Source organism: Pantoea sp. Morm (assembly GCF_016643525.1).
Classification (GTDB): domain Bacteria; phylum Pseudomonadota; class Gammaproteobacteria; order Enterobacterales; family Enterobacteriaceae; genus Pantoea; species Pantoea dispersa.
This window is the reverse complement of record NZ_VOQX01000035.1, coordinates 19,909-43,302: the sequence shown is the minus strand read 5'-3', so window position 1 is coordinate 43,302 and position 23,394 is coordinate 19,909. Positions and strand designations below refer to the sequence as shown.

General features: G+C 58.6%; 19 protein-coding genes. 8 read left to right on the top strand and 11 right to left on the bottom strand.

The window, feature by feature from the left end; all coding sequences use genetic code 11:
- Positions 1-41 precede the first annotated feature (41 nt).
- On the bottom strand, positions 42-590 hold the full coding sequence (orn, locus tag FT726_RS13960) for an oligoribonuclease (protein ID WP_021508132.1): 549 nt from the start codon (positions 588-590) through the stop codon (positions 42-44).
- A gap of 102 nt (positions 591-692) precedes the next feature.
- On the opposite strand from orn, the gene rsgA reads away from it, so the two are divergent.
- The 3 genes from rsgA (at position 693) to mscM (ending at position 6,085) form a co-directional block, all read left to right on the top strand.
- On the top strand, positions 693-1,742 hold the full coding sequence (gene rsgA / locus FT726_RS13955; protein WP_031279822.1) for a small ribosomal subunit biogenesis GTPase RsgA: 1,050 nt from the start codon (positions 693-695) through the stop codon (positions 1,740-1,742).
- A 93-nt stretch (positions 1,743-1,835) separates the two neighbouring features.
- Positions 1,836-2,732, top strand: coding sequence for an archaetidylserine decarboxylase (gene asd / locus FT726_RS13950; protein WP_021508134.1), 897 nt, complete (start codon positions 1,836-1,838; stop codon positions 2,730-2,732).
- 17 nt (positions 2,733-2,749) lie between these two features.
- Positions 2,750-6,085 (top strand): miniconductance mechanosensitive channel MscM, encoded by a 3,336-nt coding sequence (gene mscM, locus FT726_RS13945; protein ID WP_127834644.1) that lies wholly within the window; start codon positions 2,750-2,752, stop codon positions 6,083-6,085.
- A 46-nt stretch (positions 6,086-6,131) separates the two neighbouring features.
- Here mscM and mdh read toward each other — a convergent pair whose 3' ends face one another.
- The gene (mdh, locus tag FT726_RS13940; RefSeq protein WP_021508136.1) at positions 6,132-7,067 is read right to left on the bottom strand and encodes a malate dehydrogenase; all 936 of its coding nucleotides are present in this window, start codon (positions 7,065-7,067) and stop codon (positions 6,132-6,134) included.
- Positions 7,068-7,487: 420 nt separating this feature from the next.
- Here mdh and argR point away from each other — a divergent pair, with 420 nt between their 5' ends.
- From argR to yhcN (FT726_RS13920), 4 genes are all read left to right on the top strand, one after another.
- Complete coding sequence (argR, locus tag FT726_RS13935; RefSeq protein WP_058771465.1) at positions 7,488-7,958, top strand: transcriptional regulator ArgR; 471 nt, start codon at positions 7,488-7,490, stop codon at positions 7,956-7,958.
- A gap of 492 nt (positions 7,959-8,450) precedes the next feature.
- Complete coding sequence (yhcN, locus tag FT726_RS13930; RefSeq protein ID WP_021508138.1) at positions 8,451-8,714, top strand: peroxide/acid stress response protein YhcN; 264 nt, start codon at positions 8,451-8,453, stop codon at positions 8,712-8,714.
- Positions 8,715-8,804: 90 nt separating this feature from the next.
- Positions 8,805-9,071 carry a YdgH/BhsA/McbA-like domain containing protein gene (locus FT726_RS13925; RefSeq protein WP_021508139.1) on the top strand — a complete coding sequence of 89 codons (267 nt, stop codon included), beginning with the start codon at positions 8,805-8,807 and terminating at the stop codon, positions 9,069-9,071.
- A 103-nt stretch (positions 9,072-9,174) separates the two neighbouring features.
- Positions 9,175-9,441, top strand: coding sequence for a peroxide/acid stress response protein YhcN (gene yhcN, locus FT726_RS13920; RefSeq protein ID WP_021508140.1), 267 nt, complete (start codon positions 9,175-9,177; stop codon positions 9,439-9,441).
- A gap of 59 nt (positions 9,442-9,500) precedes the next feature.
- Here the strand turns inward: yhcN (FT726_RS13920) and FT726_RS13915 are convergent, their stop codons facing one another.
- The 5 genes from FT726_RS13915 to aaeX all read right to left on the bottom strand — a co-directional run bounded on the left by FT726_RS13915 (position 9,501) and on the right by aaeX (position 14,457).
- Positions 9,501-9,770 carry a hypothetical protein gene (locus tag FT726_RS13915; RefSeq protein WP_021508141.1) on the bottom strand — a complete coding sequence of 90 codons (270 nt, stop codon included), beginning with the start codon at positions 9,768-9,770 and terminating at the stop codon, positions 9,501-9,503.
- 15 nt (positions 9,771-9,785) lie between these two features.
- Positions 9,786-11,240: an NAD-dependent succinate-semialdehyde dehydrogenase gene (locus FT726_RS13910; protein ID WP_346302936.1), complete on the bottom strand. Its 1,455-nt coding sequence runs from the start codon at positions 11,238-11,240 to the stop codon at positions 9,786-9,788.
- A gap of 111 nt (positions 11,241-11,351) precedes the next feature.
- Positions 11,352-13,304 carry a p-hydroxybenzoic acid efflux pump subunit AaeB gene (gene aaeB / locus FT726_RS13905; RefSeq protein ID WP_021508143.1) on the bottom strand — a complete coding sequence of 651 codons (1,953 nt, stop codon included), beginning with the start codon at positions 13,302-13,304 and terminating at the stop codon, positions 11,352-11,354.
- 11 nt (positions 13,305-13,315) lie between these two features.
- On the bottom strand, positions 13,316-14,245 hold the full coding sequence (gene aaeA / locus FT726_RS13900; RefSeq protein ID WP_125310645.1) for a p-hydroxybenzoic acid efflux pump subunit AaeA: 930 nt from the start codon (positions 14,243-14,245) through the stop codon (positions 13,316-13,318).
- Positions 14,246-14,253: 8 nt separating this feature from the next.
- On the bottom strand, positions 14,254-14,457 hold the full coding sequence (gene aaeX, locus FT726_RS13895; RefSeq protein ID WP_021508145.1) for a p-hydroxybenzoic acid efflux pump operon protein AaeX: 204 nt from the start codon (positions 14,455-14,457) through the stop codon (positions 14,254-14,256).
- Positions 14,458-14,715: 258 nt separating this feature from the next.
- Here aaeX and aaeR point away from each other — a divergent pair, with 258 nt between their 5' ends.
- Positions 14,716-15,633 carry an HTH-type transcriptional activator AaeR gene (gene aaeR / locus FT726_RS13890; RefSeq protein ID WP_058771467.1) on the top strand — a complete coding sequence of 306 codons (918 nt, stop codon included), beginning with the start codon at positions 14,716-14,718 and terminating at the stop codon, positions 15,631-15,633.
- 325 nt (positions 15,634-15,958) lie between these two features.
- On the opposite strand, the gene tldD is transcribed toward aaeR, so the two are convergent.
- The 4 genes from tldD to FT726_RS13870 all read right to left on the bottom strand — a co-directional run bounded on the left by tldD (position 15,959) and on the right by FT726_RS13870 (position 23,387).
- Complete coding sequence (tldD, locus tag FT726_RS13885; protein WP_021508147.1) at positions 15,959-17,404, bottom strand: metalloprotease TldD; 1,446 nt, start codon at positions 17,402-17,404, stop codon at positions 15,959-15,961.
- Positions 17,405-17,468: 64 nt separating this feature from the next.
- A complete protein-coding gene (yhdP, locus tag FT726_RS13880; protein WP_346302935.1) occupies positions 17,469-21,287 on the bottom strand; it encodes an AsmA2 domain-containing protein YhdP in 3,819 nt (1,272 codons plus the stop codon).
- Positions 21,288-21,334: 47 nt separating this feature from the next.
- A complete protein-coding gene (rng, locus tag FT726_RS13875; RefSeq protein ID WP_346302934.1) occupies positions 21,335-22,804 on the bottom strand; it encodes a ribonuclease G in 1,470 nt (489 codons plus the stop codon).
- Positions 22,794-23,387 carry a Maf family protein gene (locus FT726_RS13870; protein WP_346302933.1) on the bottom strand — a complete coding sequence of 198 codons (594 nt, stop codon included), beginning with the start codon at positions 23,385-23,387 and terminating at the stop codon, positions 22,794-22,796. Before FT726_RS13870 ends, rng begins: the two co-directional genes overlap by 11 nt.
- Positions 23,388-23,394 lie beyond the last annotated feature (7 nt).

Below are 23,394 nucleotides of genomic sequence, written 5' to 3'. Positions count from 1 at the left end.
TTAATCGGCAAACTGCTGCTTTCCTGCGCACCCGCGTTGATTTACAGCTGCAGGAAGTGCTCGCGGTAGTAGGCCAGCTCGGCAATGGACTCGCGAATGTCGTCCAGCGCCTGATGCGTACCGGCCTTTTTAAAGCCTGGCAGAATCTCTGGCTTCCAGCGGCGCGCCAGCTCTTTCAGCGTGCTGACATCCAGATAGCGGTAGTGGAAATAGGCTTCCAGCTCCGGCATGTACTTAAACAGGAAGCGGCGATCCTGGCCAATGCTGTTGCCGCAAATCGGCGAGGTGTTGGCCGGAACCCACTGCTGCAGAAACGCAATCGTCGCCTGCTCCGCCGCTCGATCGTCATGCTGGCTGGCCTTCACGCGCGCAACCAGCCCGCTATTGGTGTGGGTGCGTACATTCCAGTCATCCATCAGCGCCAGCTGCGCATCGGACTGATGCACCGCCAGTACCGGACCTTCGGCCAGAATGTTGAGGTTGGCGTCCGTTACAATGGTGGCGATCTCAATAATGCGATCGCGCTCCGGATCCAGTCCGGTCATTTCCAGGTCGATCCAAATCAGATTGTTTTCATTTCCCGCTGTCATGCATTTCCCGCCTGTTGCCAAAGTCGTCATTAGCCTGAATTAAGGTGTATCATAGACGTTTTGCCCAGCGGGGCGAAGCCTGGCGAAAGCGTGAGAGGATGCGTGAGCAAAAATAAATTGTCGAAGGGTCAACAACGTCGCGTCAGCGCCAACCATCAGCGTCGTCTGCAGCAACGGAACGAAAAGCCGGAACCGGACGACAGCCTGTTTGGTGAAGCCTCTGAGGGCGTAGTGATCAGCCGCTTTGGCATGCACGCGGATGTGGAAGACAGCGCCGGCGAGGTGCATCGCTGTAATATCCGCCGCACCATTCGCTCGCTGGTCACCGGTGACCGCGTAGTGTGGCGCGCCGCCGGCGAAAACGGTGGCAAAGGTATTGTTGAAGCCGTACACCCGCGCCAGACGGTGCTGACGCGTCCGGACTTCTATGACGGCGTGAAACCAATCGCCGCCAACATTGATCAGATCATAATTGTGTCGGCGATCCTGCCGGAGCTGTCGCTGAACATTATCGATCGCTATCTGGTGGCCAGCGAAACGCTCGGCGTGGAGCCGCTGCTGGTACTGAATAAAACCGATCTGCTGGATGACGACGCGCGGGCGTTTGTCGATGAGCAGATGGATATCTATCGCCACATTGGCTATCGCGTACTGATGGTGTCGAGCCGCGCCAAAGATGGATTGAAGGATCTGGAAGCGGCGCTCACCGGCCGGGTCAGCATTTTTGCCGGCCAGTCGGGCGTGGGTAAATCCAGCCTGCTGAACAATCTGCTCGGCCTCGACCTGGCAGGCGATGAGATCCTGACCAATGATGTGTCGGACGTGTCCGGCCTCGGCCAGCACACCACCACCGCCTCACGGCTTTATCACTTCCCGCACGGCGGCGATGTCATCGATTCGCCTGGCGTGCGCGAGTTCGGTTTGTGGCATCTGGAGCCGGAACAAATTACCCAGGGATTTGTCGAATTTCGTGAATTTCTCGGCGGTTGTAAGTTCCGTGACTGCAAGCACGACAACGACCCTGGCTGCGCCATCCGCGAAGCGGTGGAGAACGGGATCATCGACATTTCACGCTTCGATAACTACCACCGTATTCTGGAGAGCATGGCGCAGGTAAAAACGCGTAAAAACTTTTCCGCCAGCGAAGATTAACGGGTACAACGGCACATTCGCCAACTGACCGGGGCGCTGCTACAATCCGCCCCCTTTTGTGTAAACCAAACGTTATTAAGCCAGGAGGCAACGGTGTTTGATCGTTTTAAACTCGGCCTGAATCACATTCTGCCTAAAAAAGCGCTGACCGAACTCGCCGGTTGGGGCGCCAGCCGCCGCGCTGGCTGGCTGACCAAAGCGGTCATTGATATTTTTGTCTGGTTCTACAAAGTGGATATGGCGGAAGCCAGCAAGCCGCACACCGGCAGCTACCGCACCTTTAATGACTTCTTTGTACGCCCGTTAAAAGAGGGTGCACGCCCTATCGATCCGGACGCTTCGCTGCTGGCCTTGCCAGCCGATGGCGCCATCAGCCAGCTGGGCCGTATTGCTGGCGATCAGATCTTCCAGGCCAAAGGCCACACTTACTCGCTGCAGGCGCTGCTGGCCGGCAATGACGATCTGGCGGAAAAATTTGTCGACGGTGAGTTCGTTACCACGTACCTTGCGCCGCGCGACTACCACCGCGTGCACATGCCGTGTAACGGCATCCTGCGCGAAATGATCTACGTGCCGGGCGATCTCTACTCGGTTAACCCGCTGACCGCGCGCAACATCCCGAACCTGTTTGCCCGTAACGAACGCGTGATCTGCGTATTCGATACCGATCACGGCCCGATGGTGCAGATCCTCGTGGGCGCCACCATTGTCGGCAGCATCGAAACCGTCTGGGCCGGCACCGTGACGCCGCCGCGCGAAGGGGTGATCAAACGCTGGCGCTACCCATCGGCCGATCATGATGGCGCGGTCGTGCTGCTGAAAGGTCAGGAGATGGGCCGCTTTAAGCTGGGCTCGACGGTGATCAACCTGTTCGCGCCAAACCGCGTCAAGCTGGCTGAAAGCCTTGAAGCCGAAAGCAAAACCCGCCTGGGTCAGCCGCTGGCTATCGCCCTGCCGCAGCCCGGCGACAGCGCTCCGCTCATCGACTAATTCCGGGAAACACCGCCGTGCGCGCCTCTCTTTTTCTGCTGCTGAGCCTGGTGCTCAGCAGCACCGTCTTTGCCGCCACTGTTCCACCCGCCAGCCAGCTGAAACAGGATCTGGAAACGGCGAAATCCGCGAAAAGCTCGCCCAGCCAGGCCGAACAGGTGCAGGCGCTGGAAGCAGCAATTAATTTCCTGTCCGAACGCGACGACTCGCTGGAACGGGCGAAACAGTATCAGCAGGTGATCGATGATTTCCCGCGGCTGGCGCGCGAACTGCGTCAGCAAATCGCCACGCTGACCGACAGCAGCAAGCCAGTGCGCAGCAACATGAGCAATGCCGAGCTGGATCAGGAGATCCTGCAGGTTAGCAGCCAGCTGCTGGAAGAGAGCCGCCAGGCGCAGCAGGAGCAGGATCGCGCCCGCGAAATCAGCGATTCTCTGTCGCAGCTGCCGCAGCAGCAGACCGATGCGCGGCGCGCCATGACCGAAAGCGAACGGCGCGCACAGGGCGTGGCGGCTGCCGCTACCCCGCTGGCACAGGCGCAGATTTATGCGCGTCAGACCGAGAGCGCTGCCAGTAAAGCGCGGGTAGATGAGCTGGAGCTGGCGCAGCTGTCGGCCAATAACCGTCAGGAGCTGGCGCGTATGCGCGCGGAAGTGCATCAGCGCAAAGCGACCCAGCTGGATAACTATCTGCAGGCGCTGCGCAATCAGCTCAACAACCAGCGCCAGCGCGAAGCCGAACTGGCGCTGGAGCGCACCGAACAGCTGGCGGAAAACAGCGGCGATCTGCCGGCCTCCATCAGCGATCAGTTCCGCGTTAACCGCGAGCTCTCCGCCGATCTGAATCAGCAGGCGCAGCGTATGGATCTGGTGGCCTCGCAGCAGCGTCTCGCCACCAATCAGACATTGCAGGTGCGCCAGGCGCTGAGCACGCTGCGCGAGCAGTCACAGTGGCTGGGCGTGTCGAATCTGCTGGGTGAAGCGCTGCGCGCGCAGGTGGCGCGCCTGCCGGAGATGCCGAAATCCCAGCAGATCGACAGTGAAATGGGCCAGCTGCGCGTGCAGCGGCTGCATTATGAAGACCTGCTGGAGCGCCAGCAGGCGCTGCGCAAAGAGAAACAGGCGGACGGCACGCCGTTCACCAGTGAACAGACGCGCATTCTGGATGCCCAGCTGAAAACCCAGCGTGAACTGCTTAACTCGCTGATTTCCGGCTGCGACACGCTGATTCTGGAAATCACCAAGCTGAAGGTTTCCAATACGCAGCTGCAGGACGCGCTGAGTGAAGTTAAAGAGGCGACGCACCGCTATCTGTTCTGGACCGCCGACGTCAGCCCGGTTGGCCTGAAATATCCGCTGGACGTGGCCACCGACCTGACGCGCCTGCTGTCGCTGGACACGCTGGGCCAGCTGGGCAAAGCGCTGGCGATGATGTTCACTAACCGCGAAACGGTGCTGCCGATTATTGGCGCCATTCTGCTGGTGGGCTTTAGCATCAGCACGCGTCGTCACTACAACGCCTTTATGGCGCGCGCGGCCAGCCGCGTGGGGAAAGTGACGCAGGACCGCTTCAGCCTGACGCTGCGCACCGTCTTCTGGTCGATTCTGGTCGCGGTGCCGCTGCCGGTGCTGTGGGCCGCGCTCGGCTTTGGCCTGCAGCACGCCTGGCCTTACCCGTTTGCCGTGGCGATTGGCGATGGCATCACTGCCACCCTGCCGCTGCTGTGGGCATTCATGATCAGCGCGGCGTTTGCCCGTCCTGACGGCCTGTTTGTCGTACACTTCCGCTGGCCGCAGGCGCGGGTTGCGCGCGCCATGCGCTACTACTCACTGACGGTCGGCCTGATCGTACCGCTGATTATGCTGCTGATAGCTTTCGCCAACCTCGACGATCCGCAGTTCTCCGCCACGCTGGGGCGCCTGTGCTTTATTCTGATCTGCGGGGCGCTGAGCATTGTCACCGTCAGCCTGAAACGCGCCGGTATCCCGCTCTATTTAGATAAAGAGGGCGACGGCGACAACTTCGTTAACCGGATTCTGTGGAACCTGATGATCGCCATCCCGCTGGTGGCGGCGCTGGCCTCCTGCATTGGCTATCTGGCCACCGCGCAGGCGCTGCTGGCGCGTCTGGAAACCTCGGTCGGCATCTGGTTCTTCCTGCTGGTGATTTACCACATCATTCGCCGCTGGATGCTGATTCAGCGCCGCCGCATCGCCTTTGACCGTGCGCGCCAGCGTCGTGCCGATATGCTGGCCAATCGCGCGCGCAGCGAAGAGGAAAAAGAGCAGCAGTCTGCCGTCAGCACCGATACCGTGGAAGTCGAAGAGCCGATTATCGATCTGGATGCGATCAGCGCACAGTCGCTGCGGCTGGTCCGCTCGATTCTGACGCTGATTGCGCTGGTGTCGGTGATTGTGCTGTGGTCTGAGATTCACTCCGCGTTTAGCTTCCTCGACAACATTCCGCTGTGGGATGCCAGCACCACGGTGCAGGGCGTCGAGAGCGTACAGCCCATTACGCTGGGTGCCGTGCTGATCGCCATCCTGATCTTTATCATTACCACCCAGCTGGTGCGCAATATGCCGGCGCTGCTGGAGCTGGCGCTGCTGCAACACCTCAGCCTGTCGCCCGGTACCGGTTACGCCATTACCACCCTGACCAAATACGCGCTGATGCTGGTCGGCGGTCTGATTGGCTTTTCGATTATTGGCGTGGAGTGGTCAAAACTGCAGTGGCTGGTAGCGGCGCTGGGTCTGGGGCTGGGCTTCGGGATGCAGGAGATCTTTGCCAACTTTATCTCCGGTCTGATCATCCTGTTTGAGAAACCCATTCGTATCGGCGATACCGTGACCATTCGCGATTTGACCGGCAGCATCACCCGCATCAATACGCGCGCCACCACCATTACCGACTGGGACCGCAAAGAGATTATTGTGCCGAACAAGGCCTTTATCACCGAGCAGTTCGTCAACTGGTCGCTGTCGGATTCGGTGACGCGCGTGGTGCTGACCATTCCGGCACCGGCCCACGTTAACAGCGAAGAGGTGACGACCATCCTGAAGCAGGCGGCCGATCGCTGCACCTACGTGCTGGATATGCCGGCGCCGGATGTGTTCCTGGTGGACTTGCAGCAGGGCATTCAGCTGTTTGAGCTGCGCGTGCACGCGGCGGAGATGGGCCATCGTATGCCGCTGCGTCATGAGCTGCATCAGCTTATTCTGCGCGGCTTTGAAGAGCATGGCATTGAGATGCCGTTCCCGCCGTTCCAGGTACGGATGGAAACGCTGGGGCGCAAAACGCCGGCCAGCAACGGTTCGGCTGCCAGCCGGACTTTCAAATCCGGTGGCCTGTAAAACAAAACGCCCGGCATGCGCCGGGCGTTTTTTCTTTACGCGCGGGTTACTTCACAAACTCTTCGCCCTGCGCGATATCTTTTTTCAGCGTCTCCAGCATGCCGTTAAGCGCCTGCTGTTCGAAATCACTGAGCGGCCCGAGCGGACGGCGTTCGGCGATACCGTTTTTGCCCAGCAGCAGCGGCTGCGAGAAGAAGCGCGCGTACTCGCCGTCGCCTTCCACATAGGCGCACTCTACGACATTGGCTTCGCCCTGCAGTGCACGAATCAGCGACAGACCAAAGCGCGCCGCCGCCTGGCCCATCGACAGCGTCGCCGAGCCGCCACCGGCTTTGGCTTCCACCACTTCGGTACCGGCATTCTGAATACGTTTCGTCAGGTCGGCGATCTCCTGCTCGCTGAAGCTGACGCCTTTAACCTGCGACAGCAGCGGCAGAATAGTCACGCCTGAATGCCCGCCGACCACCGGCACTTCAATCTCCGTAGGCTGTTTGCCCTTCAGGGCAGCGACAAAGGTGTTGGCGCGAATCACATCCAGCGTTGAGACGCCAAACAGCCGGTTTTTATCGTACACACCGGCTTTTTTCAGCACTTCGGCAGCAATCGCCACCGTGGTATTTACCGGGTTAGTGATGACGCCAATCAGCGCTTTTGGCGCGGTGGTCGCCACCTGTTCAATCAGGTTACGCACGATACCGGCGTTGACGTTAAACAGATCGGCGCGGTCCATGCCAGGTTTGCGTGCCACACCGGCCGAGATCAGCACCACATCGGCGCCGTGCAGAGCCGGCGTGGCATCTTCGCCACTGAACCCTTCGACTTTCACGGCAGTAGGAATGTGGCTGAGATCAACCGCGACGCCTGGCGTCACCGGGGCAATGTCATACAGTGAGAGGGCTGAACCTGCGGGTAATTGGGTCTTGAGCAGCAGAGCGAGTGCCTGGCCAATACCACCAGCTGCACCGAGAACGGCAACTTTCATCCTGAACTCCTTATTAAGGTGGGGCAGAGATATGCCGGAAATCCATCAGGTTACGAGTTTAATCAACTTCTCAGGCGATAGCGACACACCTGTCGCGCAATAACATTACGCCGCAATCGGCTCCCGAGACATCTCCACTTCAGAAGTCGCCTGAATGATCCAGTCGCAGCCAGAAGACTATGGACGGCAATGATCATCGTTTTGTTGTTACCACTTCAATAATATAACAACTTTGCAACCTTCGCTTTGCGCGCCAGCGCGCGATTTTGGTGCAGGATAAAACTCTGTTATCATGCCCGCCCCACACGCGCATGCCATGAATTCACGCATCCGCTTATTGCATAAAAATTCATCTAAATGCATAATAATTTATCTGCGCCGGGCCTGTTGCCTGCTGCAACCCTCTTTTATTGGTAGCTTATGCGAAACCCATCTAAACAAGACGATCTGATAAAGGCGTTCAAAGCCTTACTGAAAGAAGAAAAGTTCAGCTCTCAGGGCGAAATTGTCCAGGCGCTGCAGGAAGACGGCTTCGGCAACATCAACCAGTCAAAAGTTTCTCGTATGCTGACCAAGTTTGGCGCGGTGCGCACGCGTAACGCCAAAATGGAGATGGTGTACTGCCTGCCTGCCGAACTGGGCGTGCCCACCACCACCAGCCCGCTGAAGAATCTGGTGCTGGATATCGACTATAACGATGCGCTGGTAGTGATTCATACCAGCCCAGGCGCGGCCCAGCTGATCGCCCGCTTGCTCGACTCCCTCGGCAAAGCCGAAGGCATTCTCGGCACCATCGCCGGTGACGACACCATCTTTATTACGCCAGCGCGCGCCTTTACGGTGAAACAGCTGCATGACGCCGTGCTGGTGTTATTCGAACAGGAACTATAAAACCCTGTCTGTTACCGGCGGTTCACCTGCCGGTAACCTTGCCTGCCCGCCCGCGCTTCTCCCGCTGTTTTACCGCCAACACCTTACAAAATAACTGCTTAGCCATATTCCGCCGGGTTCTCAATGCGCGAAATTATTGGTACGACCTTTTCGCCTGTTTAACCCTTTGCGCTATTTTACGCTGCTTTACAATTAGTGCTTAGCGGTTATCTCTTGCTTTTAGCGCACAGCCAGCTTGATCAACCACATTGTTTCGCACAAAAAGATAATTTGATGCAGATCATTGTTTTTGCATGGAAATACACCCTCCTGGTTAAGATCCAGGCGGTTTTAATAACTTTGCGTTATAAAAATGTGCCATAAGGATAAAGAATTACAACCAATCATTATTAGCGGGATATTAATTTCATGGGTGATTAGTTCTATACTTCTTTTCGTGATGCAAATCACACGAAATCAAAAAGAGAAAAACAGAAGACGAGGAAAAATACCATGAACGTTAAAACTACTATCGCCACCCTGAGTGTTCTATCTGCCCTGTCATTTGGTGCTTTCGCCGCAGATTCTATCAACGCCGAACAGGCAGCGAACCTGCAGCCGGTCGGCACCATCAGCGTCAGCGGCATTGGCGGCTCCCCGATGGATATCCATCAGCAGCTGAACGCCAAAGCTGAAGCGCAAGGTGCTAAAGCCTATCGCGTTGTTGAGGCTTATAACGACAACAGCTACCACGCAACCGCGGAACTTTATAAATAAGTTTGCCGGAACAAGATGCAGTGTGAACGGCGACCCGTTTGAGAGGCGTTTGCCTCTCAGGTTGCCCACCCCATTTCAGGAGAGTGAATCATGAAAACCAAATTATCTATTGCTGTACTGAGTCTGGCTTCCGTTCTGTCTTTTGGCGCCAGTGCTGCCACCCTGGTAACCAACACCCAGGCAGAAAACCTGCAGCCGCTGAATCAGACCATTAGCGTGAGCGGCGTCGACGGCGACCAGACCAATATCCGTCAGGAACTGTCCCAGAAAGCCGATGCTCAGGGTGCCAGCCATTACCGCATCATTGAGAACAATCAGGACAACACCTTCCACGTGACGGCTGAACTGTACAAATAAACTTTAACTATCGATCCGGCGTTATGCAGTCGCCGGGAGAAGATCGACGACCCGCTTACCCTCTTCGTGCCGCAGGTTGTTGATTCTAATGAGGAGACGAATTATGAAAATCAAAACAACCATCGCAACCGCTACGCTGCTTTCTCTGTTCGCTTTTGGCGCTTCGGCTGCCCAACTGGTAACGGATGAATCCGCGCAGAATCTGCAATCTACCGGCCAGACTATTACCGTTAGCGGAACAGGCGGCTCACCTATGGATTACCGCGCTCAGCTTTCTCAGAAAGCCGATGAGCAGGGTGCCAGCGCGTATAAAGTGATTGAAGCGCGCACCGGTGACAGCTATCACCTGACTGCAGAGCTGTACAAATAATTCCTCGTCAATTCTGACGAACCCTTTGGCCCCGCCTGCCGGGGCCCTTTTTGGTTGTGCTACTGAACATTAAAGCGGAGCTGGCCTTCCAGCTCCTCTTCTGCCTCATCGAATAGCAATATCAGCGCACCATAGCGGCGTTTCTGCCCTTTCCCCAGATTGATGAACGCAATTTCCAGCGGCAACGGGATCTGCTCGCCGATGATCATTTCCCACAGATCGTCCAGATCGTGAATGGTGCGATCCGCCAGCGCGAAACGTTCGCAAAACTGACGGTAGAAATGAGCCTGATCGACGATTTCATTGAAGTCGAAACGCTCGGTTCTCATGGTGACATCCTCTCGCTACGCCAGACCGCCGAGGTGCAGCGCTTTGACTTCCAGATACTCTTCCATGCCCAGCACCGATCCTTCGCGTCCCAGTCCGGACTCTTTCACGCCGCCAAACGGCGCCAGCTCGGTCGAGACCGCGCACTCGTTGATCCCAATCATGCCGGCTTCCAGCGCCGCCGAAACGCGGAACACGCGCTGCAGATTCTGCGTATAGAAGTAAGCCGCCAGACCGTATTCGGTATTGTTGGCGCGCGCGATCACCTCAGCTTCATCGTCAAAGCGGAAGCAGGCAGCCACCGGACCGAAGGTCTCTTCCTGCGCCAGTTGCATCTCTTCATGCGCATCGGCAATCACCGTCGGCTGCCAGAAGTTGCCGCCCAGCGGATGGCGCTCGCCGCCCACCAGCAGTTTCCCACCTTTGCTCAGCGCATCTTTGACATGCTCCGCCACTTTCTCCACCGCAGACGGCTCAATCAGCGGCCCGACCACCACGCCCGGCTCCACGCCATTGCCCACTTTTAGTTTGCCCACCGCCTCAGCCAACTGATGCACAAAGCAGTCGTATATTGCGTTGTGGATATAGAAGCGGTTAACGCTGACGCACACCTGGCCGGCGTTGCGGAATTTATTGGCGATAGCCCCCTGCACCGCCGCGTCGATATCGGCATCGTCAAACACGATATAGGGCGCGTTGCCGCCCAGCTCCATCGAGACTTTCTTCATGGTTTCGGCCGCGTTCCGCATCAGCGTTTTCCCCACTGCGGTGGAACCGGTAAAGGAGATTTTACGCACCGCGCGGGAAGCCATAATGGCGTCGCTGATGGCGTGCGTGTCGCCAGCTACCGCGTTCAGCACGCCGTCCGGCACGCCCGCCTTTTGTGCCAGCGCCACCAGCGCAAAGGCGCTGAGCGGGGTGTTATTGGCCGGCTTGATGATGCCGGTGCAGCCGACCGCCAGCGCCGGTCCGAGTTTGCGCGTCAGCATCGCCATCGGGAAATTCCACGGCGTGATGGCCGCGACCACGCCAATCGGCTCGCGCGTCGCCAGAATGCGCGAACCGGCTTTGGCTGGCGGGATAATTTCGCCGTTGGCGCGCTTCGCCTGCTCGGCAAACCATTGAATAAAGCTGGCGGCGTACTCTACTTCACCCTCGGCTTCCTTTAGCGGTTTGCCCTGCTCGGCGGTCATCAGCTGGCCCAGCCAGCTTTTGTGCTCAATGATCAGCTGGTACCAGCGATAAAGGATTTCGCTGCGCTGTTTGACGGTTTTGTCGCGCCACGCCGGAAAAGCGCGCTGTGCGGCGGCAATCGCCTGTTCGGTTTCAGCCTTGCCGGCTTTCGCCACCTGCGCCAGTACCTCGCCGGTGGCCGGATTGGTGACATCAAAGGTGCTGCTGGCGGTGTGCCACTGGCCGTCAGCGAAGTAGCCAGTGTTGAACAGTTCGTGTTGTTGCAGGGAAGTGGACATCGTTATTCTCCTGTCAGTAAGCATCCTGTCAGGAAAGTATAGATGGCAATAATCGGGCAATGAGGGTCAGCGTGGCATCAGGCCAGCCGCTGCGCCAGGCAGCGGCCAGTTTCAGATTTGGATGAGGGTGTTCTGGTACTTATCCAGCATCATCGACAGCCGTTTCACCGGTTCCGTCACGCTGGCCGGGGCGGCATAGTGCTGCAGCTTCTGCTGATAAACGTCCAGCTCCTGCAGCAGGCGCTCAAAGTAGTAGCGCCGTTTATCATCGCTGCTGGCCGCAATAATGCGGTCGGCGGTGGCGCGCAGCTGGCGGTGATACGCCGACAGGTCGGCATTGACCGGTACCTCTGCGTTGCGCAGGCGCTGATGACCAATAATCAGCGTGAGCGCAATCCGGTATTTGTCGATATCGCCCGGGAACAGATTAAGCAGCAGGAACAGCTGCTGATAAAGCGCCGGTAAATGGTTCTCACGCCGGCGCGCCTGATTGGTGGTCAGCGCGGCCACCGCAGCATACATAAAGCGATTCAGCAGCTTGCGTCCGGTGCGGGCTTTGGATTTGTCACGAATCAGCAAAATCACCATCATCGCTACAAAGCTGCCAATCCACTGGCCGAGCGCGTTGTCGAGAAACACGTTGAACTCAAACTTCATCGGGTTATCCAGCACCAGCACGTTGATGGTGCCGATCAGCGCGCCCAGCGTACCAATCTGCCGCCGCTGTACAAAGATGCCGCCGATAAAGCCGAGTGCGCCAATCGCGATACACAACAGCAAGGCACTTTGCTGGGTGCCCGGCAATACCCAGATGAAGTAGAGCATGCCCAGCGGCACCGCAAAGGCCATGCCGTAGAAGAAGTCTTTCGCCATCATCAGCGGATTCGGCATACGCATCGCCAGCGCGGTAATCACCGCCAGCATCACCATGCAGCCGCTGCCGGAAGTCCAGCCGGTATATAGCCAGAACAGCGAACCGAGCGCGGTAGCGACAAAGGTGCGCACGCCATTGATCATCGCATGATGCGTCTCCGCTGAGCGCGCCTGGATCACCACTTCACGCTGCAGAATGCTCTCCTCCAGCGTGGTGATACGGCTGTTACTTTTGACGCCATTGATCAGCAGTAGATACTCCGTCGCCGCACCGACCCAGCTGGCCAGGGTAAACGGCACGCTTTTACTGCTGACGCCAATAACGCGGCGCATCAGCTTCATGCGCTTATGTACGTCACTGACGCTGGTTACCTCTTTCTCAATCAGCAGGCGATACTGCGGCGGGATGTAATCCGGGCGCGAATTCTGAATCAGGAAGGTCTCAGCGGCCTGAGTAATCAGCGTCAGCGATAGCGTGTTGAGCATTTGCAGCCGGCGGCTGGTGTTGCTCCAGCGCGACGACTCCATCAGCAGCTGGCTGCGCATACCGTTGAGCGCGGTCGTGCGGCGCACCAGTGCGCTCCAGGCTTTGTCGACTTCCTCTTTATCCTCGTGCGCCACGCACAGCTGCAGCAGGCGGTAGTGCGCTACCAGCAGCGCATCCACTTCCGCATCAATCACTTTCTTGATCGAGCGCGGAGAGAACAGCATGTCGGCGAGAATGGCGCACAGAATACCGAGCACAATTTCGCTGCAGCGCTCCACGGCGAACTGCGGCGCCAGCGTCAGGCCGCCGCTGGCATCCGCGGTCACCACGATGATCAGCGCAGTGTAGCCGGCGAGGCCCAGCGCGTAGGAGTTTTCGACTTTAATCAGCGATGAGAGCCAGACGCACATGCCGGCCCACAGGCAGCACAGCAGCAGCATCACCACCGGCGCGCGCACCGTCGCAATCATGATGGTGAGTGCAGCGATACAGCCGATAAAGGTGCCGATAATACGCAGAACGCCACGGTAGCGCAGCGCGCCAGAGTAGGGATCGCCGCCCGCGGCAAAGGCGGTGCCGCCAGCCACGATGCCGGCGGTCATCACCGCCCAGCGCGGCGTTTCCAGATTGAAGTGAAAGCCAATCATCAGCGCTGCCACCAGCGCGAAGGTCAGCTTTACCGGGAAACGCAAAAACTCAATCATATCGCCCCCGCTTAACCAAACTCACGCAGGCGGTTGAACAGCTGCGCCATCGGCGACACTTTGGTCTGGCGGTCTTTGTCACCGGTGATCACCACAGTAGCGGTGGTGCCGGCCGGGAAGCGGTTGCCGGGCTGATCGTCAAGGCGAATACGCACCGGCACGCGCTGCGCCAGACGCACCCACTCGAGGTTGGAGTCCACGGTGGCCATGCCTTTGCTGTCGACGCTGCTGCTGCTGTTGGTCACGCCAGCCGCGATACTGTCAACCGTGCCGCGCAGCACCGTGTTGCTGCCCAGCGGAGTAATTTCCGCGCGGAAGCCGGGACGCACGCCATCCAGCTTGGTCTCTTCCATGTAGGCCAGCACGTAGAACGAGTGCTGCTGCACCAGCGCCACGGCCACCGAGCCGCGCGTGATGAATTCACCCTGATAGACGTTGAGGTTGGTGACCCAGCCGTCGGACGGCGCTTTGATGGTGGTGCGATCGAGGTCGATCACCGCCAGATCGCGCGTCGCCACCGCTTTGGCCAGCTGATGTTCGCTGGTCTGCAGGTCGCTGTTCGACTGCTCAATGGCTTCACGCGACATCGCGCTGGTACCGAGCTGGTTACGGCGCGCCGCTTCACGGCGTTTTTCGCTGACCAGCGCCTGGTAATATTCGACATCCGCCTGCGCCTCATCCAGCGCTTTCTGATAGCGCGGACGGTCGACGATAAACAGCGTATCGCCTTTTTTCACCAGCTGGTTGTCGTGTACCGGGACGTCGGTGATCAGTCCGGTCACGTCCGGAGAAATCGCCACCACGTCGGCGGAGAATTTGGCGTCACGCGTCCACGGCGACTCGGTATAGAACACCCAGGCGCGGAAGATGATAATAACAGCGATGATAACCAGCAGGAGCGTAATGGCGTAACGCGCGATTTTTCTTATTAGCGCTTTCACTTAAAACCTCAGACGAATAGACGGGATACAAGGTAAAACACACAGCAATACAGCGCTGTGTTAAAAAGTGCCGGGTGCCACACCAGATCGTAAATCCCGCTGGGCGTCAGCACGCGTTTCACCAGCCAGAACAGCGCCAGCGAAACCAGTAGTTCAATGAAGATGGGCGGAAAAGACAGCCCGAATACGACAAATACCGGAAGCACACTCATTTCGGTTCCTTAGTTCGACCTCGCCGGATTGCACCGATACCTGCCCTCATGCCCTCTGGCACGTCGGGTTGATGATAGTGGGATGACGGATAATCTGATGACAACATTCAGGCCGCGTTGAGCTAATCATAGCGTATCATCGGGTAAACACTGCCGTGTTCAGGTGCGGTGAAGAGACCCAGCGTGCGTATAGTAACGCGCTTGACTATACGTTTTCTACATATTGTGAGCTAAATCACTTTTTAGCCAGAGTAAACAATGGAACGACTCAAAGGCATGTCCATTTTCGCCAAAGTGGTTGAATTGGGCTCATTTACCGCCGCCGCACGCCAGCTGCAGCTCAGCGTCTCGTCAATCAGCCAGATTGTTGCCAGACTGGAAGATGAGCTGCAGGTGAAACTGCTTAACCGCAGCACCCGCAGTCTGGGCCTGACCGAAGCCGGTAAGATTTATTATCAGGGCTGCCGCCGCATGCTGGCAGAGGCCTCGCAGGTGCACGAACAGCTGTACGCCTTCAACAACACGCCGATCGGGATTTTACGCATCGGCTGCTCAACCACCATGGCGCAAAATGTCCTCTCCGCCATGACCAGCGAGATGCTGCACGAATATCCGGGACTGAGCGTCAACCTGATGACCGGCATACCGGCGCCGGACCTGATTGCTAACGGGCTGGATGTGGTGATACGCGTCGGTGAGCTGCAGGATTCCAACCTGTTCTCGCGCCGGCTGGGTGCCATGCCGATGGTGGTATGCGCGGCGAAGAGCTACCTGGCCCAGCACGGCACGCCGGAAAAGCCGGCTGAAATCGACAACTTTTCCTGGCTGGAGTACAGCGTGCGTCCGGATAACACCTTCGAGCTGGTGGCGCCGGAGGGCCTGGTGACGCGCCTGACGCCGCAGGGACGTTTTGTAACCAATGATTCTCAGACGCTGATTCGCTGGCTGAAAGCGGGCTGCGGTATCGCCTATGTGCCGCTGATGTGGGTGATTGACGAGATCAACGCCGGTGAGATCGATATTTTGTTCCCGCAGTATCACTCGGAGCCGCGCCCGGTGTATGCCGTCTATACCGAGAAGGATAAGCTGCCGCTCAAGGTGCAGGTGTGTATCAATTATCTGACCGAGTATTTCAGGCAGGTGGCAAGGCAGTATCAGCAGCACCGCAAAAGTTAGCCGCCGTCTGGCGCTGGTGTGGCCGGCCTGAAGGGCGCATACGGGAAATGCGGGGCAGTTATGCATGCAAGGTCACCCTGAAAGGTGACCTGGCAAAACAATTGCGTAATGCCGATCAGTTAAGTACCAAATTCAATTACCGCAGATTTCGTAGCGGCGCGATTAATCGCGCGTACTACTAGCAGCACCGTTCCCATCCATGCTTCGCGCAATAAATTGCGCCGCTACCAAAGTGTGCGTGCTGTTTACTCATAACTGACAAGCATTGTACAAACCCATTGCGCGGTTTTGACAGGGTGCGCACTGATGCGCACCAGCATGAACCTTAAGCCGTTCCGCCCACGGTAATTTTATCCAGCTTCAGCGTGGGCTGACCTACGCCGACCGGCACGCTCTGGCCCTCTTTACCGCACACGCCGACGCCCTTATCCAGCGCCAGATCGTTACCGACCATGGAAATCTGCTGCATCGCCTCAATGCCGGAGCCGATCAGCGTCGCGCCTTTCACCGGTTTGGTGACTTTGCCGTTCTCGATCAGATAAGCCTCGGAGGTCGAGAACACAAACTTGCCGGAGGTGATATCGACCTGGCCGCCGCCAAAGTTAGGGGCATACAGACCATACTCCACACTCTCAATGATCTCCTGCGGCGTCGATTTGCCCGCCAGCATATAGGTGTTGGTCATGCGCGGCATCGGCAGGTGCGCATAGGATTCACGACGCCCGTTACCGGTAGGCGGCACGCCCATCAGACGCGCATTGAGCTTGTCCTGCATGTAGCCTTTCAGCACGCCGTTTTCGATCAGCACGTTGTACTGTCCCGGCACGCCTTCATCATCCACCGCCAGCGAACCACGCAGCCCTTGCAGGGTACCGTCGTCAACCACGGTGCAGAGTTCGGACGCCACCAGCTGGCCCATCTTACCGCTGAAGACGGAAGTCTCGCGGCGGTTGAAATCCCCTTCCAGACCGTGGCCCACCGCTTCGTGCAGCAGCACGCCTGGCCAGCCCGCACCCAGCACCACCGGCAGCGTACCGGCTGGCGCCGCGACGGCGGACAGGTTAACCAGCGCCATGCGCACCGCTTCGCGCGCCCAGACATCGGCCCGTACATCACCGCTCTCATCGGCAAGGAAAAATTCGTAGCCGGTACGCGCACCGCCGCCGCTGGCGCCGCGCTCACGTTTACCCTGATCTTCCACCTGAACGCTAATGGACAGGCGCACCAGCGGACGAATATCCGCCGCCAGCGTACCGTCGGTGGCGGCAACCAGCACCTGCTCGTAGACGCCGCTCAGGCTGGCATTCACTTCCTGCACGCGCGGATCGGCGGCGCGTGCCACTTTATCAACCCGGTGCAGCAGCGCGATTTTGTCTTCGCGCGTCAGGCTGTCCAGCGGATTGACCGGGGCGTACAGCGAACGGTTAAGCACCGCAGAGAGCGCGTGCGCTTTGCCATTGCCCTGCTCGCGCACGATACTGCGCGCCGCTTCGGACGACTGGCGCAGGGCGTTGAGGCTGATTTGGTCGGCATAGGCAAAACCGGTTTTCTCGCCGCTTACCGCGCGGACGCCCACGCCCTGATCGATGTGATAAGAGCCATCTTTAATGATTTTGTCTTCCAGCACCCAGGATTCATGGAAGCTGGACTGAAAATAGAGATCGGCATAGTCCAGACGACGTTCTGAAAGCTGCCCTAACAGGGAAAAAAGGTCCTGCTGATTAATGCTGTTCGCAGCTAGTAACTGCTCACTTACCAGATTCAGAGTCATCGTTTCTCACTCATTATGTGCTCGGATAGTCATAGCCTGCGGCAATTCCCCGACGGCGTCAAATTCACTTCTTATCGGCTTCGCGCGGTTTGCGCAGCACTTCATTGATTTCCGGCTTATCCAGCGGTCCGCTGATGTGATAGCGCAGCAGCGAAATCTTATTCCACAACGGTGCCAGCACCTTGCTGGCGGCAAAAACCGCCGCGCCGACCACCGGGTTAATCACAAACGCGGTGGCCACGCCAACCGAGGCACCGATCTCCGGTGCCACCACCGCTTCCATGTCGATTTGCCGCTGCACAAGATCTATTTTGCCCTGCATGGCGATATCCGCTTCGAGGCCATCCACCAGCAGGTTATCGGTGCGCATCACGCCGTTTTCAATCCACGCCGTGCCGTTAATCGAATCAAACCAGAAACCTTCATTAAAGGTATCGCTAAAATCGAAGCGCAGCTTACGCAGCAGGGCATCGAAGCTCACCAGCCGCAACAACTGTCCGGCACGACCGGTGTTCACATCCGCAATCTGCCCTTTGCCGAAGTGGGTTTTCAGCGTGCCGCTCAGCGTCTTTTCTGAAGGCTGCCACGGTGCGGAGCGCCAGTGCAGGTCATAATCAATTTTAAACGGCGCATCGCGCAGCGGCGTGTTCATGCCAAACCAGTTGGTGGCATCATTGATATTTTTGCCGCTCAGGCTGCCTTTTAACGAGGTGCGCTGCTCGCCCGCTTTGTTCACCCATTCACCCGCGACATTGAGCTTCGAGCTGCCGGTATCGACGCTGCCGTTAGTGAGTGCTAACGTCTCTCCCTGCGGCTGGAGCCTGGCCTGGATGTGGCCGAACTTCTGCCCGCGCAGCCAGCACTCAGCGCAGTTGAGCTGCAGCGCTGGCCAGCTGCGGAAATCAATGCCGCTGTCCCCGCTGAACGGCGAGGAGGCCTTGCCCGCTTCGTCGTCACTCCATTGCGGATTGTAATAAAGATAGCTCAGGTCGATTTGCCACGGCGCGTGTTGTGCGGTTCGCAGGCTGCCGCGCGCTTCGCGGCTCTCCAGCTGCAGCTGCGTACTGCCGCCCGCGCCCTGGGTCACCGTGGCATTAACATCGTGCCACTGCTGGCCGCCGAGCGTCAGGGCCGGAGTGCGCAACGTCACATCGCCCGGCAGCAGTGCGCCGCCGATGTCCGTCTCGCCCTGCGCATTGCGTGAACCCGTCGTGCCGGTCATCAGCCCCAGCCAGGCTTCGCCGTCCAGCGCCGGCAGATTAAGCACCATCCCACGCCGATCCGGTAGCGCCGGCGTGCTTTTGGCATCATTCAGCCAGATACCGCGATCAACGCGCAGCTGCGGCTCCAGCAGCCAGCGGCTGTTAAAGCGATGGTGCTCACGCACGCTGCCGCTGAGGTTAAAACTGTGCAAATCGCCGCTGGCATTAATGGCGATGGGCAGTGCCTCACCGGCCTCTTTATCCAGTGGTGGAGGTAAGTGACTGCTCACTGTCTTGCCGTCACCGTTGATATCAACCTTGTAGCGCGCCCCACCCTGATGCGGCAGCGTGATGTCGACATTGCCCTGCCACGCCAGACTGCCGCCCAGCTTACTGCTTACGCTGGCGGGCAGCATGGCCAGTTTTGCCGGCTGCCAGTCGCCCAGCAGTTTGACGTTAACGCCAAAATCATCGGGATTTTCCGTGGTGGTGAAACGCACGCCGGTGGGCTGACCGAACCAGTTGGCCTGCAGCTCTTCACTCTCCAGGTTTCCGTTGTTGTAGCGGAAACGTCCGGTCAGGTTTTTCAGCGTGGTGTTAAGCGGCTTAATGTGCAGGCTGTTGTTATTCAGCACCACGTTACCGCTGGCGTGCACCAGTTCCCCATCCAGCGGAATATCCAGGTTGAGCGAACCACGCACGTTGCCGCTAATCTGCAGCTGCTCCAGCGCCGCACCCAGCGTGGATTTGAGCGGCGTGCGGGCGAAATAGTCGGCGATATCTTTACCTTCGCCGCTCAAATCACCGTCAATGATCAGCTTCTCTTTCAGGTAATCCGGGATTACCGCACTGACGTTGCGCGCGTCCACCGCGCCCAGCCGGGTTTGCGCCGCCTTCATCCACAGACCATCGTTAATAAAATCGAGGTCGATATCGAGGTTTTGCAGCGCCGGCCAGCCCGGCTGGAACTGGAAGGTAGCATTGCGCACCGGCACGGCCACTTCAAACATGCCGTCGTGGTGCTTAAACGGGAACAGACGCGGATCCCCGGCAAACAGCAGCGTGGCATTCTCCACCTGGCCGCCTTTGACCGCTTCGCTGAGATACTGCGTCAGATCGTGGCCCATCAGCGGCTCGGGGAAGTAGCGCCAGGCATCACCGGCGTCGGTGACGCGAATCCCGGCAAGAATGTCGAGGCGCGGCGCTTTACCGACATTTTGCTGATAGCGGAAATCGCCGCGCGCCCATAGCGAACGTGCCTGCACGTCCAGCTGCTGGCCATCCAGCGTCAGGCCGTTGCCATCGCGCAGCCAGTCAATCCTGCCGGTGACCTGCTGAATCTGTAACGGCGCCTGGAACATATCGCCGTACGGCACTTCCGCCTGGCCCATCTGCACATCCAGCTGGCCGTGGTTCAGACTGCCGCTGGCGCTGCCGCTCAGATTGCTGATGCCCGGCAAAAGCTGCCAGTGCTGCCACGCCAGATCGCGCCAGCGCGCCTGCAAACGCGTCTGCTCCGGCTGCGCCAGCGGAATATCCAGCGCCAGCGCGTCGATATAGCCGCGCGGCTGCAGCGCCCGCCAGTTGTCCAGCAGCGTGGGCGAGAGCGGCGCAAACAGCGGCACCAGCGGTGCCAGACGCTGCAGATCGAGCCGGGTGGCACGCACCCGCACTTCTGCTGCACTGTTCGCGCCGATCATCTGTTTATCTTCCGGCTTCCACAGCAGGGCGATATGGCCGGCATCCCAGGCCACGCCGTCAGTCATCAGCCGGGTTTGCGGCACCGTCAGGCTCCAGCCATTCTGGTAGCGCGCCAGATGCGCGGTCAGGCCATCCACCTGCAGCTGATGATCGCCCTGCTCGCCGCGCCAGCGTGCGCCGCCTTTGCTCAGCAGCAGATCGCCCGCGTACACTTCGCCGTCGCGCAGGTTGACCCACGCGGCCAGGCTGAAACGCGCGCTTTGCAGGCTGGTATTATCACGCAGCCAGCGGCCAATCCACGGGCGCACGTCCACATCATCGGCCTGCATCCAGATGCGGCCGTCGTTGAGTAAGCCGTTAGTATCGTTAAGATCGAGCCGTACCTGCACCACGCCGTGCTGGCCGGTGAAGCTGGACAGGCTCACTTCGCCTTCGGCGCGATGGCGGTTGTCCTCGTTCAGCCAGGTAAGGCGGGGAATCGCCAGTTCGGCATGCTGGCCGGAAGGCGTGAGAAAACGGATGCTGCTGTCACGCAGATCGAAATGGTCAAACTGGCGTAAGAACAGATCGTTGATTTGGGCCGGTTTGAAGCTGTTTTTTTGCTCGTCGCTGGTAAGCAACGGACGGTTGGTTGCCAGCCGCAGCTGCCAGAAGGTGAGATCGCGAAACTGCCAGCGCCAGTGCAGCAGCGACTGCCACACATTGAGCGCCAGCGTAACGCGGCCAATCTGCAGCTCGCCATCTTTTTCCATGTCGATACGCAAATCGCGTACCTGCAGGGTCGGGCCAAAATTCTCCCATTTTCCCTGAATTTCACTGGCATCGATGGTGACGCCGCTGACGCGCGAAAGGGTATGCAGCACCTCGCCGCGATAGCTGTTGAGATGCGGCATCACAAGGCGCAGCCCGCTGACCAGCAGCGCCACAATGACGATGATTGCGGCGAGCAGCAGTAACAAAATCCCCGGCAACCGCCTCACACACCTCTCCTTGCTTTCCGTTGGGTTACGGCGTTCAACCTCACGACTTACATCATGACGACGTCAAACTGCTCCTGCGTGTAGAGCGGTTCAACCTGTACTTTGACCTGCTTGCCGACAAAAATTTCCACTTCGGCCAGCGCGTGCGACTCATCGCTTTTCAGCGCTTCACCCACTGCGGGCGACACGTACACCAGGAAGCTGTCGGAGTCGTAAGCGTGATGGACACGGACGATTTCACGCATGATTTCATAGCACACGGTCTCCACCGTCTTCAGCGAACCACGTCCCTGGCACTCCGGGCAATCGGCACACAGCACATGCTCAATGCTTTCGCGCGTGCGTTTGCGCGTCATCTCGACCAGCCCCAGCGCGGAGAAGCCGTTGATGCTGGTTTTGACGCGATCTTTGCTCAGCGCGCTCTCCAGCGAGTGCAGCACGCGCCGGCGATGATCGTCATTATTCATGTCGATAAAGTCGATGATGATAATGCCGCCGAGATTACGCAGCCGCAGCTGGCGCGCAATCGCCTGCGTGGCTTCGATATTAGTATTAAAAATGGTTTCGTCGAGGTTGCGGTGGCCGACAAACGCACCGGTGTTAATGTCCACCGTGGTCATGGCTTCGGTCTGGTCGATAATCAGGTAACCGCCAGATTTCAGTTCCACCTTGCGCTCGAGCGAGCGCTGAATCTCGTTCTCCACGTCATAGAGATCGAAAATCGGCTGCTTGCCGTTGTACAGCTCCAGCTTGCTGGCCATCTCCGGAATATATTCGCTGGTAAATTCCACCAGCAGATCGCAGGTCAGGCGCGAATCGACGCGGATGCGATCCAGCGCTGCGCCGGCGAAATCGCGCAGCACGCGCTGCGCCAGCGCCAGCTCGCCGTACAGCAGGCAGCGCGTCTGGTTGCGCTTCTTACGCTCGCTGACTTTGGTCCACAGGCGCTTTAAAAATGCCGCGTCCTGCGCCAGCTCTTCTGCGCCAATGCCTTCTGCGGCGGTACGAATAATAAAGCCGCCGAGATCGTCACAGTAAGCGGCAACCACCGCTTTCAGCCGCTCACGTTCGGCTTCGCTTTCAATGCGCTGTGAGACGCCCACGTGTGAAGCCCCCGGCATAAAGACCAGGTAGCGCGACGGCAGCGTAATATCGGTGGTGAGGCGGGCGCCTTTGGTGCCGAGCGGATCTTTCACCACCTGCACCATTAAATCCTGTCCCTGACGCACCAGCTCGGCGATATCGCGCACGATAAAGTTCTTCTTCTCATCACCCGCCACGCATTCGGTGTGCGGCATGATATCCGAGGCGTGCAGAAAGGCCGCTTTGTCCATCCCGATATCGACAAACGCCGCCTGCATGCCCGGCAGTACCCGGCTGACGCGCCCTTTGTAGATATTGCCGACAATACCGCGCCGCGCTTCGCGCTCAATATGGATTTCCTGCAGAATGCCGCCGTCAATATAGGCAACACGGGTTTCAGAAGGTGTCACATTTACCAGCAGTTCAGCCGTCATCTTGTCCCCTTAACGCACGCAGCGACTGAAAATGGCTCAGCAGTTCGCCGGTTTCCACCAGCGGCAATCCCACTACGGCGTGATAACTTCCATTGATGCGGCGTACAAAGTTGCCGCCCAGGCCCTGAATTCCGTACGCGCCGGCTTTATCCATCGGCTCGCCGCTGGCGATATAGTGCGAAATTTCCTCTGCCGTGATAGTGCGGAATGTCACGTCTGTGGTCACCAGGCAATCCAGCTCGCCCTGCGCATCGGCCAGCGCCACGGCCGTCATGACCTGATGGGTTTGCCCGGCCAGTTTACCCAGCATCTGTGCGGCATGCGCCGCATCGCGCGGTTTCTCCAGCACTTCGCCATTCAGCACCACGATGGTGTCAGCGCCCAGCACCGGCAGATCCTGCGGTGCTATCCGCACGCCGGCCCGCGCCTTATCGCTGGCCAGACGCCGCACATAAGACTCCGCCGCTTCGCCCGGCTGACGCTGCTCTTCAACATCGGTAATCAGGCGCTCAAACTGCAGGCCAAGCTGCGTTAACAGCTCGCGCCGACGCGGTGAGCCGGAAGCCAGGTAGAGGGTTATCATTGTATTC